Raw genomic sequence first — 14,373 nt, 5'->3', positions numbered from 1 at the left:
ATATCAGGCCGCACAAGCCACGCTCACGACTCAACCTCTTCCTGCCCCGCCGTGGCTGCCGAACCTTCAGCGCGGCAAAGCGCCAAACGTTCAGACAACGCCGCATCCAACGCCGCCATTGCCTTATCCCTGTTGCTCCACCAGTCCGTGGACCACACCCTGAACAGCGTCCAGCCCAGGCCCTCCAGGACGCCCTGGCGAATCTTGTCCCGCTCACGGGCATAGGCGGAGCTGTGGTACATGGCGCCATCACACTCGATGCCGGCCAGATAGATGCCGGGTTTGTCCGGGTGCACTATGCCCATGTCGATGCGGTAGGCGGAGACGCCGATCTGGGGATGTACCGTCCAGCCCCGGTCCTGCAGGCCTCTCGCCACCGCGACCTCAAAGGGGGATTCGAAATCGCCCATGGAGCCATAGACAGCAGCCCCCAGCGCAGAGGCGCCACGTTCGGCGTATTCCAGGAAGTGTTTGAGGTCTGCCACGGCGCGAGCCTGGGTGCGGGCCAGATCAATGCGTTCCGGCGGCAGGGTGGAGAACACCACCATTTCTGAACGGGCGCGGGTCATGGCCACGTTCAGCCGGCGCTCCCCACCCGAGCGGTTGAGCGGGCCAAAATTCATGGTGACGTGGCCGGTTTCATCGGGACCATAGGTGATGCTGAACAGGATCACGTCACGCTCATCCCCCTGCACGGTTTCCAGGTTCTTGACGAACACCGGCTCCAGCTCATCCTCGGAGAACGCCCACTCGATGCCAGGATCCTCCGCTCGCGCCCTGTCCAGTAGATCCTCGATCAGGCTCTGCTGTTCGGTATTGAACGTGACCACGCCAATGGACTGGCTGCGAACCGCCGGGTTATCAGAGGTCAGACGGCGCTCAATCTCCGCCACGATGGCCTTGGCCTCGCCCTGGTTATGGCGCGCCTTGCCGCGTGCATAGAAGCCTTCCGGTTTCACCAGCGACACCCCCTTGTCGGGATGCACCGGCGCCGGGAACGTGATCAGGGAGCTGTCGTAATAGCGGCTGTTGGAGAAGGCGATCAGGCTTTCCCGGCGGGACCGGTAATGCAGGTTCAGCACCCGCTGAGGGATACTGGCCCCGATCAGTTCATCGAGGATACTCTCCAGATCCCCTTCTCCATCGATGTCGCCATCCGGGTCGTCATCGGAGCGACCGAAGAAATTGGTGGGCGGCATCTGCTTCGGGTCACCGGCCACAATCACCTGTTTGCCACGGGCCAGCGAGCCCACGGCATCCCACACGGTGATCTGGGAGGCTTCATCAAAAATCACCACATCGAACTGCGCCTGCCCGGCGGAGAGGAACTGGGCAATCGACAACGGCGACATCATCAGGCACGGCGCCAGCGTGGTAATCACGTCCGGGATGGTTTCCATCAGTTCCCGAACCGGCTTGTGGCGCATTTTCTTCTGGAGTTCGTGGGCCAACACACCCCAGGACGACTTCTTCCGGGTGGTTTCCTGATCCGGGATTTCACCAGCCAGGTTGGCGGCAATGTACTGCGCCGTCAGATCACTGAACCTGGTATCCAGCTCCCGGAAATTTTCAATGGCGGCTTCATGTTCCGGTGAGGAGAAGGTGCGCAGTACCTCATCCTCACCGATCACCGCCGACGACCACCAACGGCAGTACGCCGCCTCGAAAACCGCTTCTACCTGGTCAGCGGGTACCGTTCCGTTCTCAATGGCGTCCACCAGCGGGCCAAGCTGGAGATCCAGCGCCTCAGTGCGGCGCCGCACCCAGGCGCACCAATCGCGCAAGGCGACATGGTGATCCACGATCGCCTGGCATTGTGCGGCAATCGACTCAAGGGCTGGCCGCCCTTCCGGCAATCGGCCATTCAGAGAACCACCGATCAGTGCTTCAAACGTTTCCTTATGGGCCGTGAAGGTCTCGAACGCCGCTCTGAAGTCATTGATGGTCCGCCCCACTTGCGCATCCGGTGCCAGCAGGTCGTTGGCATCATAGAGCAGCGTGCGAATTGTGCCGCGCAACGCCACCAGAGATTGCGCGTCGTCCGCCAGCTTGCCCACCGCAACGCGCGCCCGAGAGCCCAGCGTCTTCAGGGCGGCGATGGCCTCCGGGTCTGAGTGATAGGCGTCCCACTCCCGCAGGCCTTTCAGCACGCCATCCAGACGGTCGATCTGGCCACCGGTCTCCCGCAGCTGTTTCAACAGCGGGATATCATTGGTCGGGTCCGGATCGCCCTGCGCACCGCCCTCACGCATTTGCTTGACCACTTTGCGCTTTGCAAACCAACTCCTGGGCCACCAGGTGTCATTGGCCTCTGTCCAGGCCGGTTCCAGCACCGCGGCATCCAGGGTTTGCCAGGCCAGGGCCTCATAGGGGCAGCTCAGCTTCGCCTGGGTCTCGATGTAGGTTTTCAGTTGAACGACGGCCTCTTCCAAGGCCTCCAGCCGGTCCGCGCCATCCGGCTCCAGCGCAAAAGACGCATGCTGACGGTAAGCGTCCAGCAATACCTGGCCGCACTCCGCCATGGCCGCCAGCCTGGGCAGGTTCACCACGCCCGGGCTGATGCCCAACGCCTGCTCCAGCGATGCCTGTGCCTCCGTGAGCCTTGCCCCGCTGGCTTTCAGGCTGCGGGCGGCTGCCACCACCTCGTCTTCCCACTGGGGGCGCCAGTCAAAATTGCTGACCAGCGCCAGCGGGTGGTCGACCAGATCACCGACCGCCCCGGCCTGCACCGCCAGCAATGCGGCCACTTCACGCAGTTTCTGCAGTTGAGCCTCATCGTGATAGGCCGCGTTCGGCCAACTCAGCTTCACCCTGGCGGCCAGATCGGCATCACGAACCTTCACGCCCATGGCATAGTGCGGCGTAAGACCATTTCGGTGGGGTTGATGCAACGCATTCACCAACCGGTTCAGTCGATCCCGCACCGCCTTCAGCCGTTCGGCCTCCGCCTTCCAGTCACCCACCACAGCCCCAGAGGCGCTGTTCCAGGAACTTCGCAGCTGATCCAGCACATCGGCTTTCTTAACTTTGTTGGAGTGCAGCTCAAGGCAGAACTGGCCCAGACCAATGTCCCTGAGGCGCCGATGCACCACCTCCAGTGCGGCGGTCTTCTCGGACACAAACAGGACTTTCTTGCCCTTGCCCAGCATGTGCGCGATCAGGTTGCCGATGGTCTGGCTCTTGCCGGTGCCAGGCGGGCCGATGATGACGAAGTCCTTGCCCCGATCCGCCGTGGCAATGGCCGCCATCTGGGAAGAATCCGCCGGTAGCGGCGTCAGCAGATCCGCCGGGGTGTATTCCCGGTCAATCTCTTTGGGATCGACAAAACGAATGTCGCTCTCATAAGCCTCTCGAGGCGTATCCAGCAGATGACGCACCACCGGGCTTTGTTTCAGCGCCTCGGAGCGGTCCACCAGATCCTTCCACATCAGGTACTTGGCAAAGGAGAAGTGGCCCAGGACCGTTTCTTCGATGACTTCAAAGCCCGGAACCTCCTTGATGGCATGGCGCACCCGGTGCCAGATCCCGGCCACGTCCACACCGCTTTCGTCTTCCGGCAAGGCGCCACTGAGGCCATGGATCTCGATACCGAAGTCTTTCTTCAGCAACTCCAGCAAGGTGGTGTTGAAGCGGGGCTCATCGTCATTGGCCACCATCTTCACGCCACTGCGCACCGACTTGCGCTCCAGGGAAACCGGCAACAGGATCAGCGGCGCACGGTAGCGGCGATCGCCCTTGTCCCTGGGCTTCCACAGCAGAAAGCCCACCGCCAGAAACAGGGTATTGGAGCCCCCTTCCTTCAGCGACGTCTGGGCCTTGCGGTAGATTTCCACGGCCCTTTTGTCCAGCTCCTCCTGAGTCAGCTCCACCAATACCTGTTTCTTGGCCAGCGCATCACGGGCATAGACTTCTTTCAGCTCTTCGCCGGTACGCTGGCGATGGATCTCCTGGTCCTGATCCTGGGTCTTTAACTGAGGGAATGGTGCAATGGATATCCGAGCCCCAGTGGCCAGCACGTCTTCCAATGCCCCCGGGTCAGCGCACACCAGCGTCAGATTGCTTTTGCTGGGCTTTTGATTCAACAGCGGGTTGCGCGCGGACAAATCCAGCAACTTGCGCTGCCAGCGCTCCAGGCGACCGCCCGGCGTATCGTCCGGCAGATCCGCTTCCACATGCACGGTTGCCGACGGCAGATCCACTGGCGCCTCTTCCAGCCCGGGTTCGATACCCTCTGTCGCATCGCCGGTTTCGGCAACCCCGGCACCCCCGGCGATCCCGGTTGTCAGGCTGATGGGGTTGATGCGATGTGCCCGCGCCCGGCGGATGTCGATGGCGGCGACAAACTCGCCATCCTTGTCCAGCGCCACCTGCTTGTTGCCCTCCTTTACTGCCTGGGAGAACGGCGGCGCAGGGTGATTGGTCAGGCAGGTGGTCTCGATCAGGATCAGCTCTTTCAGCGGAATGCGCTGGCGCAGGGTTTCTGCGTCATCGACCACCACGCTGGCAAGGTCCTCCTTGTCCAGCCACAGCCCCACCAGGGCGTGGCCGCGGGTCAAAATCACCAGCGGGTTCAGTTGGGCCTGCTCCAGTGCCGCCGCAAACAGCAGGGTGGTGTCCAGGCAGGTAGCCACCTTCGAGCTCTCGATCTGGCTGGGCAGACGAATCTTCTGGCCATTGTTCTCGAAACTGGCTGGCGGCAGCGCATAGCCCACCTGCATTTTCACGATGGCGGAATAAATGGCCGACGCCATCAACCACACCTGCTCACGACTGCCGGAATCGTAGCCGTTGATACTGCCCGATTTGCCCGCCGAGCGCAGAAGCTGGCTGGCCTGCCCCAGCAAGCGGTCCACCGCCGGATCATTCGGGGTGCAGAAGGCGGCCAGCAGTTCCGGAATGTAGGCCGCACCGCCCCACTCGTTGCAGGCGAGCAACTCCACCGGAATCGCCACCTCGGCCAGGCACTGCTCCGCCTGGCTGACCCGAATCGTTACCGTGCCTCGCATGGATTCCGTCAGCCCATGCAGGAACCCGCCATCCAGCTCCAGATCCCGATCCTTCATGGCCAGCAGACCACCTGCCGCGAGCCGATCCACAGTCCAGGTCTTGGTTTTCACAAACGCCGGGGATGCCGCCAACGTCACCGTCAGGTCCGACAGATCCTGCGCTTCATCCAGATTCTCGACCTGCAATTCCCGCAGCACGGCAAACGCGCTCTGGTGGCAGGCGAAGTTGATCTTTTCCACCAGGGTGGTGTGGATTTTCAGTGTTAACGCGTCCCTGTCAGACATATCCGTTCCCTCACAGTGAATTGCGCCGATCTGTATTGGAGGCCAATCGGCTATTAACAAGAGCATCTCAAGATTTGCAGTAGCGCTCCAACGTTACACGCTGACACGTCACCCAAATACGCTAACAGCTTACTACCGATTTGACTTGCGACGGCCCTCGCCAGCCTAACGGTGACATTGCTTGGGAGGAACGGAAAGCCTTTCAACAACGTTTCACCGAGAGGCTCCCTGGCCATGCAATCAGAAGCACCGGCAAGGCATCTCACGTTTTTCTCGCGCAAACAAAAAAGGCAGGCCAGTTTGACTGGTCTGCCTTTCAAATAGGGTAACGCGGAATCATCAGCGATCTTAAAGGGCGCAGCACAAATAAGAACACTGACTCAAAAGCCCTTTGGCTAAAACGAAAAAAGCCGGTCATCGACCGGCTTTTTTCTGTATTGGTAGCGGGGGCTGGATTCGAACCAACGACCTTCGGGTTATGAGCCCGACGAGCTACCAGACTGCTCCACCCCGCATCAAACTGGTTGTTAACCGGCTGTCCCGATCAACGTGGCGCGTATATTAAGGATTACACTGGGGGCTGTCAAACGCTTTCTGGAAATAAATCGGTTGGGTAGTCCAGCGACTCGCTTTTGGCGGGGTCCTGCTGGGTGCCGGTCCGGTTCTCACCCACCCGTTCCAGCGCCGATTGCACAGGACGGAACGAGCGTCGATGGATCGGTGTTAGCCCCAGATCCTCCAGGGCCTGCAGGTGAGCTGCGGTCGGATAACCCTTGTGGCCGGCCAGCCCATAGCCCGGGTACTGGGCATCCAGAGCCACCATTTCCCGGTCCCGGACCACCTTGGCAATGATTGAGGCAGCGCTGATGCACGCTACCCGGCCATCGCCTTTGACGACCGGCTCTGACGGCCAGGACCAGCGCGGACACCGATTGCCATCCACCAGTACATATTCCGGAGCCATTGGCAGCCCCGCCACGGCACGCTCCATGGCCAGCATCGTCGCCTGGTAGATATTGAGGCGATCGATCTCCTCCACTTCGCAGCGGCCCACACTCCAGGCCAGCGCCTGCTCCTGGATCTGCTCGAACAGCCGTTCACGCCGTTTCTCGGTGAGCTTCTTCGAGTCTGCCAGGCCAGGCACCGGGCGGGTCGGATCGAGAATCACGGCGGCGGTCACCACCGGCCCTGCCAGCGGTCCGCGCCCGACTTCGTCAACACCGGCGAGACGATCTCCGGCGTAGCTACAAACAAACGGCGGCAGTTCGGTTCTGGCCATCAGCGTCGATTCTCCAAAAGCTCCACGATTGCCGATGCCGCCCGTTCATCGGCGGAGCGGCGGAGCTGGTGATGCAGGTCGGTGAACGCAGTCGTCAAACGCTCCCGTTCGGTGTCGTTTTCCAGCCGCTCCAGCACGGCAGCACCGAGGGCCTCCGGTGTGGCGTCGTCCTGCAACAGCTCCGGCACCAAGGGCTCCCGCGCCAGCAGATTGGGCAGAGCCACATAAGGCACCTTCACCAACCGCGAGACCAGAGCGTAGCTCAGGTTGCTGAGGCGATAGCCCACCACCATCGGCTTTTTCAGCAGCATGGCTTCCAGGGTCGCTGTGCCCGATGCCAGCAGCACCACATCCGCCGCCGCCATCACCTCCCGGGAACGGCCGCGCACAATGGTGACCGGCAACTGCACGTCCAGCGCCGCCACCAATGCCGTCACCTGCTGCTCGCGGTCGCGATTGACGCAGGGAATCACCAGTTGAATATCCCGCCGCTGCTGCTGCAGCCAATGCGCAGCCGACAGGAACAGGTTGCCCAGGCGCTCCACTTCACCGCCGCGGCTGCCGGGCAGAATTGCCAGCACCGGCAACGCCGGGTCCAGCCCCAAAGCCACCCGGGCGCCCCGGGTATCGGTTTCCAGCGGAATCCGGTCAGCCAGTGGATGGCCAACAAAGGCCACCGGCACCTGGTGCTCCTCGTAAAAGCGCGCCTCAAACGGGAACAGGGTCAGCATCAGGTCCACCGCCTTGGCGATCTTGAAGATCCGCTTCTGGCGCCAGGCCCAGACCGACGGGCTGACATAGTGAACCGTGGGAATGCCGGCGTCGCGACAGCGACGCTCAATACGCAGGGTAAAATCCGGGGAGTCGATGCCAATCACCACATCCGGTGGCGTGGTGAGGAAATAGTCCAGCAGCCGGTCACGAATGCTGAGCAGCTCCCGCAATCGTCCCAGCACTTCCACCAGCCCCATAACGGACAGGCGCTCCATCGGCAGCAGTGAATGGAAGCCTTCGGCCACCATTTCATCGCCACCAATGCCGACAAAACGGGCCTGGGGGTAGCGGGCGCGCAGGGCCCGAATCAGCCCGGCCCCAAGAATGTCGCCGGAGGCTTCGCCGGCAACAATACCAAACGTCAGCGGGCGCTTGCCATCAACGCACGGGGCCAGGGGGAGCATGGAGGAGGACACTACCGGATGATGCCGCGCTGAGCACCACGCAGGGATTCAATCAGAGGGTGTACAGCATCGACATCGCTGTACTGGCTTTCCAGTTCTTCCAGGGCCTGTTCGGTGGTCAGTCCCTGACGGTAGATCACCTTGTACGCCCGCTTCAGGACCGTCAGCACGTCCTTGTCGAAACCACGGCGCTTGAGTCCCTCGGCATTCAGGCCATGGGGCTGGGCGGACTGGCCACTGGCCATGACGTACGCGGGAATGTCCTTGAGCACGATACTGCCGCCGGCACTCATGCTGTGGGGGCCAATGCGACAGAACTGGTGAACCATAGTGCCGCCACCGAGAATCGCCCAGTCACCAACCCGGACGTGGCCGGCCAGGGTGGCACAGTTGGCGAGGATGGTATGGCTGCCGACCACACAGTCGTGAGCCACATGCACATACGCCATCAGCAGGTTGTCGCTGCCGATCTCGGTACGCCCCTGATCCTGGACCGTACCGCGGTGGATGGTGCAGTTCTCACGAATAACGTTGTTGTCACCGATGGTCAGAGTGGTGGGCTCGCCGGCGTACTTCTTGTCCTGACACTCCTCGCCAATACTGGAGAACTGGAAGATGCGGTTGTTACGCCCGATCTTCGTTGGCCCCTTGATAACCACGTGCGAAAGCACCTCGGTACCTTCACCAATTTCCACATCGGGGCCGATGTAACTCCAGGGGCCGACGGTGACACCGTCAGCCAGTTTCGCGGAAGGGTCTACAATCGCCTGAGGATGTACTCCCGACCAATCATTTGTCGCCATCAAACGTCTCTCTCAGCGGTCATGACCTCCGCGACACAGGCGACTTCACCATCAACCAGCGCACGGCAGTCAAATTTCCAGATTCCATGTTTACCGGATATAAACTGCGACTCCATCCGCAACTGATCCCCTGGCACCACCGGCCGCTTGAAGCGGACCTTGCTGGAGCCAGCGAGGTAGTGTACCACGCCGTCAGATGGCTTTTTGTCAACGGTCACAAAACCAAGAATTCCCGACAGTTGCGCCATCGCCTCGACGATCAGAACACCGGGCATGATGGGGTTGTTGGGAAAGTGCCCGGTAAAGAACGGCTCGTTGATGGAGACGTTCTTGTAACCAACGATCGATTTGCCCTTCTCAACTTCAAGCACGCGATCCACCAGCAGGAACGGATAGCGATGTGGAAGGAACTCCATGATCTCTTTAATGTGCATCATCAGGATTGGCCTCAGCCCTCAATTTTCTTTTCCAGTTCCTTCAGCTTTCTGGCCATCGCATCAAGCTGTCGGAAGCGAACCGCGTTTTTTCGCCATTGCCGGTTTGATTCCGCACCGGTCCCCGAAGAATAGACTCCGGGCTCGGAAAGGTTGCCGGTCACCAGCGTCATGCCGGTGAGCTGGACCTGGTCGCCGATCTCGAGATGGCCGGCAACGCCGGAAGCACCGCCGAACACACAGTGCCGCCCGATACGGGTACTGCCGGCCACACCCACCTTTGCCGCCATGGCGGTGTGGTCGCCAATAGAAACGTTATGGGCGATCTGGATCAGGTTATCCAGTTTTACCCCATTTCCGATGACAGTATCGTCCAGCGCGCCACGATCGATGGTGGTGTTGGCGCCGACTTCGACGTCGTCACCCAGAACCACGCGCCCGATCTGCGCAATCCGGTGCCAGACACCCCGCTCGTTGGCGAAGCCGAAGCCATCCGACCCCAGCACGGCACCACTGAGGATGTGGCAACGGGCACCCATTACCACATCGTGGGCCAGAGTCACCCGCGGGCGCAGCACCGAACCAGCGCCAATACGACAGCGGGCGCCAATCACTGAGCCCGCCCCAATCACCACGCCATCGCCAAGCTCCACATCCGCCTCAATGACGGTTTGGGGGCCAACGGAGGCAGTGTCGGGGATGACGGCCGTGGGGTCCACAACCGCCGTGGGATGGACTCCGGGCGGCGCTACCGGGGCCGGATCAAACCAATGGCTGAGGCGAGCATACCCAAGATAGGGGTTGTCCAGTAACAGGACATTGGTCGCACTTTTCTCAGCCATCGCCGGCGCCACAATCACAGCGGACGCCCGGGTGTCGGCCAGAAAACGGGCGTAGGCGGGGTTGGCCAGAAAGGACAGCTGGCCGGGGCCGGCAGCCTGAAGCGTCGCCAGCCCTTCCACGCGGACATCGGGGTCGCCCTGCAGTTCAGCGCCCAGTGCCGCGGCGATTTCACCGAGGGTGTAGGTTTTCTGTGTCATGTCAGCTCCCGTGCCAGCATCCAGTGTCCCGTCTGCCGACCCGGAGAACTGCCAGACCGGCCTAAACGTTATTGATTCAGCTTCTCGAGCAGTTGCTGGGTCAGATTCATCTCCGGCTTCACGTAGACCACCGCTTCGCTCGGCAGAATCAGGTCGAGATCGTTCTCTTCCAGCAGTTCCTTGACTGCGGCGTCCACCTCCGGACGAGCCTGCTCCAGAAACGCCTGCTTACGGCCGGCAACGGTGTTGTCCAGACGCTGCTTGAGGAAATTGAACTCCTGGACCTTGTCCTGGAAGTCGGAGGCCAGGGAATTCCGCTCGGACTCGTTCATCATCGCGCCATCTTTCTCAAGACGCTCCTTGAGCTGGCGGGCCTCTTCCTGAACCGAGCGCACATTGGCTTCCTCATCCGCAAAATCCTGTTGCAGTTTGTCACTGAAAGCCTGGGCATCGTTGGAAGAAAACAGCGCCTGGCGCAGGTCCACCACGCCAATGCGGGTATCGGCCGCGGCCGGCATGGCGATCAACAGAGCCAGTAGCGCAGCCACTGCGGGTTTTCTGAACATGTCCACTCTCCTCATGGTTGAATCGATCCAGCCGGTCACGAGTTGGCTGGGTTAGAAGTTCTGGCCCAACGAGAACTGGAACACCTGGGTGTCATCCCCGTCCTTGTCGTTTAATGGCTTGGCCAGACTGAACGCCAGCGGACCCACCGCCGTGATCCACTGGAAACCGATGCCGGCCGAGAACCGGACTTCATCAAATCGCGGATCATAACCGCGATCGGCATCAAACACCTGACCGCCATCGATGAAAAACAGCGTCCGCATGGATCGGGTATCGCCGGCAAACGGCGTCGGGAATACCAGCTCAATGCTGCCCTCGGTGAGGAGATTACCACCGAAGGGATCAGGATCAGAGTCGTCGTTCTCACTATTGGTCGCCAGCGGCCCCAGTGAGTTTGCCTCGAAACCGCGAACGGAGCCGTAACCACCCGCGTAGTAATGCTCGTAGAACGGCATCACGGTACGATCGCCGTAGCCATCCCCATAACCAACCTCGGACCGCACCCTCAGCACCCAGCTCTGGGCGTCGTTAAGAGGCTGGTAGAAGTCGCCCTTGTAGCGCAGCTTGTAGTACGTCAGGTCGCTGCCCGGCACCGCCACGTCCGCAGACAGGGTATGACTGTAGCCATCGGTGGGCAGAATTCCCCGGTTGAGAGTGCTGCGCCGCCAGGAACCGAACAGGTAGTAGTTGTTGAAGTGGTCACCTTCCTCGGCGATGAAATCCTCCACTTCCAGCGACGTGAACCTCCCGGTCTGGACCTTCGACAGGGTATAGCCCAGGCCGAAATTCAGCCGGGTGATGTTGTCGGTGGGGTAGCCGAAAGTCAGCTTGCCGCCATACTCATCCAGCAGGTAGGAGGAAATGTCCTGGTCTTCGAAGTCGGTTTCCCGGGCAAACAGGCTAAACCCACGGCTGACCCCATCCACGGTGAAGTAAGGGTCCAGGTAGGAGAAGTTGGCGCTCTTGATCGAATCGCTGACGTTGGCGCCGATGGACACCCGCTTACCGCTGCCGAAGAAGTTGTTCTCCGAGATATTGGCACCAAGGATGGCACCGGAAGTCTGGGAATAACCCACTGAAGCAGACAGGCTCCCGGTGGTTTGCTCTTCCACCGAATAATTGACGTCCACCTGATCGTCAGTACCCGGCACGGGCACCGTCTCAACGTCCACAGTCTTGAAGAAACCAAGACGTTCAAGCCGGGTCTTGGAGAACTCGATCCGGTCGGTTGACGCCACCCCACCTTCCATCTGGGTCATTTCCTGACGCAGCACATCGTCCCGGGTGGCGACGTTGCCGCGGAAATTGATACGACGTACGTAAGCGCGGTTGCCAGGCTCCACGAAGAAGGTCACCGACGTGGTGTTGTCGTCGTGCGTCTCCGGAATGGCGTTGACGTTGGCAAAGGCGTAGCCCTCGGTGCCCAGGCGCCGGGTGATGAGATCCGACGTGGTGGTCATCGAGGCGCGGGAGAACACATCCCCCTCTTCGATAACGAACAGTTTCTTGAGCGTCTCTTCGTCGAGAATCAGATCGCCCCGGAGCTGGATATCGCGGATGGTGTATTGGGGGCCTTCATTGATGGCAATGGCAATGAACACCTCTTTCTTGTCCGGCGAGATCGACACCTGGGAGGATTCCACCGTGAAATCTATGTAGCCACGGTCGAGGTAGAACGAACGCAGGGTTTCCAGATCACCGCTGAGGCGCTCGCGGGCGTACTTGTCGGCACTGGTCAGCGACGCCCAGACGCCACTGGTCTGCAGTTCAAACAGATCCAGCAGTTGCTCGTCGTCGAAGCTCTTGTTGCCGATCAGATTGATGTGCTGGATCGCCGCCACATCGCCTTCATTGATCTCCAGGCGAATGGCCACCCGATTGCGCGGAAGGGTCTCGCCGGTGGCCTTGACCCGGGCGTTGTAACGCCCCTGCGCCACGTAGGAGCGCAGGATCTCAAGCTCCAGCCGCTCCAGGGTCGCGCGCCGGAAGACCTGACCTTCCTGCAGACCGGCACTGGACAGCGCGTCCATCAGCATTTCGGTCTCGATATTCTTGTTGCCTTCGATATCGATAGAGCTGATCGAAGGCCGCTCCTGTACCGAGAGGATCAGCACGTTGCCGTCGCGGCTGGCGGCTATGTCGGTAAACAGACCGGTCTTGAACAGGGTCTTGATGCCATCCGCCAGTGCCCGGTCGGAGAGTGACTCCCCGATACCGATCGGGAACGCCGAGAACACACTGCCCGCGGAAACCCGCTGCAGCCCCTCGACTTCGATATCGGAAATGATGAACTCGTCAGCAAAGGCTGACTGGCCACCCAAGGAAGTAACTGCCAGGCCGAATACTGCGCCGAAAAAAGACCGTCTCATTCAATAACTTCGCCTGTTGGTGCGCGTAAGAAGGTGGCAATTCTCACAACCGCATCAGGTCGTTGTAAAGTGCAAACACCATCAATGAAAGAATCATTACCATACCAATTCGTAATCCTAGCGCCTGAACCTGTTCCGAGACCGGCTTACGGCGAATGGCTTCAATGGTATAGAAAACGATATGGCCGCCATCGAGTACCGGAATCGGCAGCAGGTTAAGCACGCCGAGACTGACACTCAGGTAGGCCAGGAAACGAATAAAATCCTCAAATCCGGAACTGACGCTCTGCTCCGCCACCCGGGCAATGGTAATCGGACCACTGAGATTTTTGGGAGACAGCAGCCCGGTAACCATTTTCTTGATCGCCACCAGCGTCAGCCGGGTATCGGCCCAGGTGCGCTCAATCGCATACGGAATCGCCGCCAGCGGATTGTAACCGACCTCCCGGAGCATGCTCTCAGGCCAATCGACCGGCTGCACACCTGCACCAACGTAACCGATGGTCTCTCCGGAATCCTGCACCTGCTCCGCTGGCGTAATGGCCACCAGCATCAGTTGCCCATCGCGCAGCACTGACAGCTCCAGGGTCTGCTCTGGCGCGCCCCGAATCACCTTCACCAGTTCGTACCAGCCGGCCACGGGCTCACCGTCCACCGCCGTTACTTCATCACCGGGTCGCAGCCCAGCCAAGGCGGCACGACCGTCTTCGAGCACCTGATCAATCACCGCCGGCACCGCCGGTCGCCAGGGCGATACGCCAAACTGACTCAAAGGCAATGGTGCTTCGTCATCCAACTGCCAGCCATTGAGGGAGGCCTGAAGCTGACGGGACAGGCCGTCGTCGATGACCGTCATCGAGACTGACCCATGCTCCCCTGCACGCTCCAGCAGGCGCATGTTGATGTCCTGCCAGGACGATACCCGGCGGCCATCAACCTCAGTCACTTCCATCCCACTTTCCAGGCCAAGTCGTCCAGCGACCGAATCCTGCTCCACTTCCCCCACAATCGGGGCCAGGGCATTGAATCCGACCACGCCGAGGAGCCAGTAAGCAGCAATGGCGAACAGGAAGTTGGCGATAGGACCAGCCGAGGCAATCGCAATACGCTGACCCGGCGATTTGGAGGTAAACGCCTGATCCCGGAGTTCTTCCGGCACGGGCCCTTCGCGCTCGTCGAGCATCTTGACGTAGCCACCCAGGGGAATCAGCGCGATCGCAAACTCGGTACCGTGGCGATCGTACCAGGAGTAGACCGGATTGCCGAAGCCAACGGAAAACCGCAACACCTTGACCCCGCAGCGCCGGGCCACCAAGAAATGGCCATACTCGTGGATGGTGACCAGGATTCCCAGGGTCAGCACCAATGCCAGTATGGTCTGCAATAGCTGCATCATAATGTCATTTGCCAGT

9 protein-coding genes and 1 tRNA gene are annotated in these 14,373 nt (G+C 60.6%); all 10 read right to left on the bottom strand.

Features of this window, described 5'->3' with window-relative positions; translation table 11 throughout:
• Positions 1-23: 23 nt before the first annotated feature.
• The 10 genes from proA to rseP all read right to left on the bottom strand — a co-directional run bounded on the left by proA (position 24) and on the right by rseP (position 14,354).
• Positions 24-5,291 carry an anti-phage protein ProA gene (proA, locus tag MLD24_RS07780; RefSeq protein WP_248165895.1) on the bottom strand — a complete coding sequence of 1,756 codons (5,268 nt, stop codon included), beginning with the start codon at positions 5,289-5,291 and terminating at the stop codon, positions 24-26.
• A gap of 438 nt (positions 5,292-5,729) precedes the next feature.
• A tRNA-Met gene (locus MLD24_RS07775) sits at positions 5,730-5,806 on the bottom strand.
• A gap of 68 nt (positions 5,807-5,874) precedes the next feature.
• Positions 5,875-6,570 carry a ribonuclease HII gene (gene rnhB / locus MLD24_RS07770; protein ID WP_248165893.1) on the bottom strand — a complete coding sequence of 232 codons (696 nt, stop codon included), beginning with the start codon at positions 6,568-6,570 and terminating at the stop codon, positions 5,875-5,877.
• Complete coding sequence (lpxB, locus tag MLD24_RS07765) at positions 6,570-7,748, bottom strand: lipid-A-disaccharide synthase (RefSeq protein ID WP_248165891.1); 1,179 nt, start codon at positions 7,746-7,748, stop codon at positions 6,570-6,572. Before lpxB ends, rnhB begins: the two co-directional genes overlap by 1 nt.
• A gap of 11 nt (positions 7,749-7,759) precedes the next feature.
• Positions 7,760-8,551: an acyl-ACP--UDP-N-acetylglucosamine O-acyltransferase gene (gene lpxA, locus MLD24_RS07760; protein WP_227175416.1), complete on the bottom strand. Its 792-nt coding sequence runs from the start codon at positions 8,549-8,551 to the stop codon at positions 7,760-7,762.
• Entirely contained in the window at positions 8,551-8,988 is a 438-nt protein-coding gene (gene fabZ / locus MLD24_RS07755; RefSeq protein ID WP_227175415.1) for a 3-hydroxyacyl-ACP dehydratase FabZ, read from the bottom strand. The genes lpxA and fabZ overlap by 1 nt, the downstream gene beginning before the upstream one ends.
• An 11-nt stretch (positions 8,989-8,999) precedes the next feature.
• Positions 9,000-10,025 carry a UDP-3-O-(3-hydroxymyristoyl)glucosamine N-acyltransferase gene (gene lpxD, locus MLD24_RS07750; protein WP_248165889.1) on the bottom strand — a complete coding sequence of 342 codons (1,026 nt, stop codon included), beginning with the start codon at positions 10,023-10,025 and terminating at the stop codon, positions 9,000-9,002.
• Between the two features lie 68 nt (positions 10,026-10,093).
• Complete coding sequence (locus tag MLD24_RS07745) at positions 10,094-10,591, bottom strand: OmpH family outer membrane protein (protein ID WP_227175413.1); 498 nt, start codon at positions 10,589-10,591, stop codon at positions 10,094-10,096.
• Positions 10,592-10,642: 51 nt separating this feature from the next.
• The gene (gene bamA / locus MLD24_RS07740; RefSeq protein WP_248165887.1) at positions 10,643-12,961 is read right to left on the bottom strand and encodes an outer membrane protein assembly factor BamA; all 2,319 of its coding nucleotides are present in this window, start codon (positions 12,959-12,961) and stop codon (positions 10,643-10,645) included.
• Between the two features lie 43 nt (positions 12,962-13,004).
• Positions 13,005-14,354 carry an RIP metalloprotease RseP gene (gene rseP, locus MLD24_RS07735; RefSeq protein ID WP_248166018.1) on the bottom strand — a complete coding sequence of 450 codons (1,350 nt, stop codon included), beginning with the start codon at positions 14,352-14,354 and terminating at the stop codon, positions 13,005-13,007.
• Positions 14,355-14,373: the final 19 nt, after the last annotated feature.

This window comes from Marinobacter xestospongiae, assembly GCF_023156385.1.
Taxonomy (GTDB): domain Bacteria; phylum Pseudomonadota; class Gammaproteobacteria; order Pseudomonadales; family Oleiphilaceae; genus Marinobacter; species Marinobacter xestospongiae.
The sequence above is the reverse complement of the archived record's forward strand: the minus strand, read 5'-3'. Positions and strand labels throughout refer to the sequence as shown.

Excerpts from the sequence above, each read along its gene's own strand:
- rseP (WP_248166018.1), bottom strand. The coding sequence starts at position 14,354 with ATGCAGCTATTGCAGACCATACTGGCATTGGTGCTGACCCTGGGAATC.
- fabZ (WP_227175415.1), bottom strand. The coding sequence starts at position 8,988 with ATGATGCACATTAAAGAGATCATGGAGTTCCTTCCACATCGCTATCCG.
- MLD24_RS07745 (WP_227175413.1), bottom strand. The coding sequence starts at position 10,591 with ATGTTCAGAAAACCCGCAGTGGCTGCGCTACTGGCTCTGTTGATCGCC.
- lpxD (WP_248165889.1), bottom strand. The coding sequence starts at position 10,025 with ATGACACAGAAAACCTACACCCTCGGTGAAATCGCCGCGGCACTGGGC.
- lpxA (WP_227175416.1), bottom strand. The coding sequence starts at position 8,551 with ATGGCGACAAATGATTGGTCGGGAGTACATCCTCAGGCGATTGTAGAC.
- lpxB (WP_248165891.1), bottom strand. The coding sequence starts at position 7,748 with ATGCTCCCCCTGGCCCCGTGCGTTGATGGCAAGCGCCCGCTGACGTTT.
- bamA (WP_248165887.1), bottom strand. The coding sequence starts at position 12,961 with ATGAGACGGTCTTTTTTCGGCGCAGTATTCGGCCTGGCAGTTACTTCC.
- proA (WP_248165895.1), bottom strand. The coding sequence starts at position 5,291 with ATGTCTGACAGGGACGCGTTAACACTGAAAATCCACACCACCCTGGTG.
- rnhB (WP_248165893.1), bottom strand. The coding sequence starts at position 6,570 with ATGGCCAGAACCGAACTGCCGCCGTTTGTTTGTAGCTACGCCGGAGAT.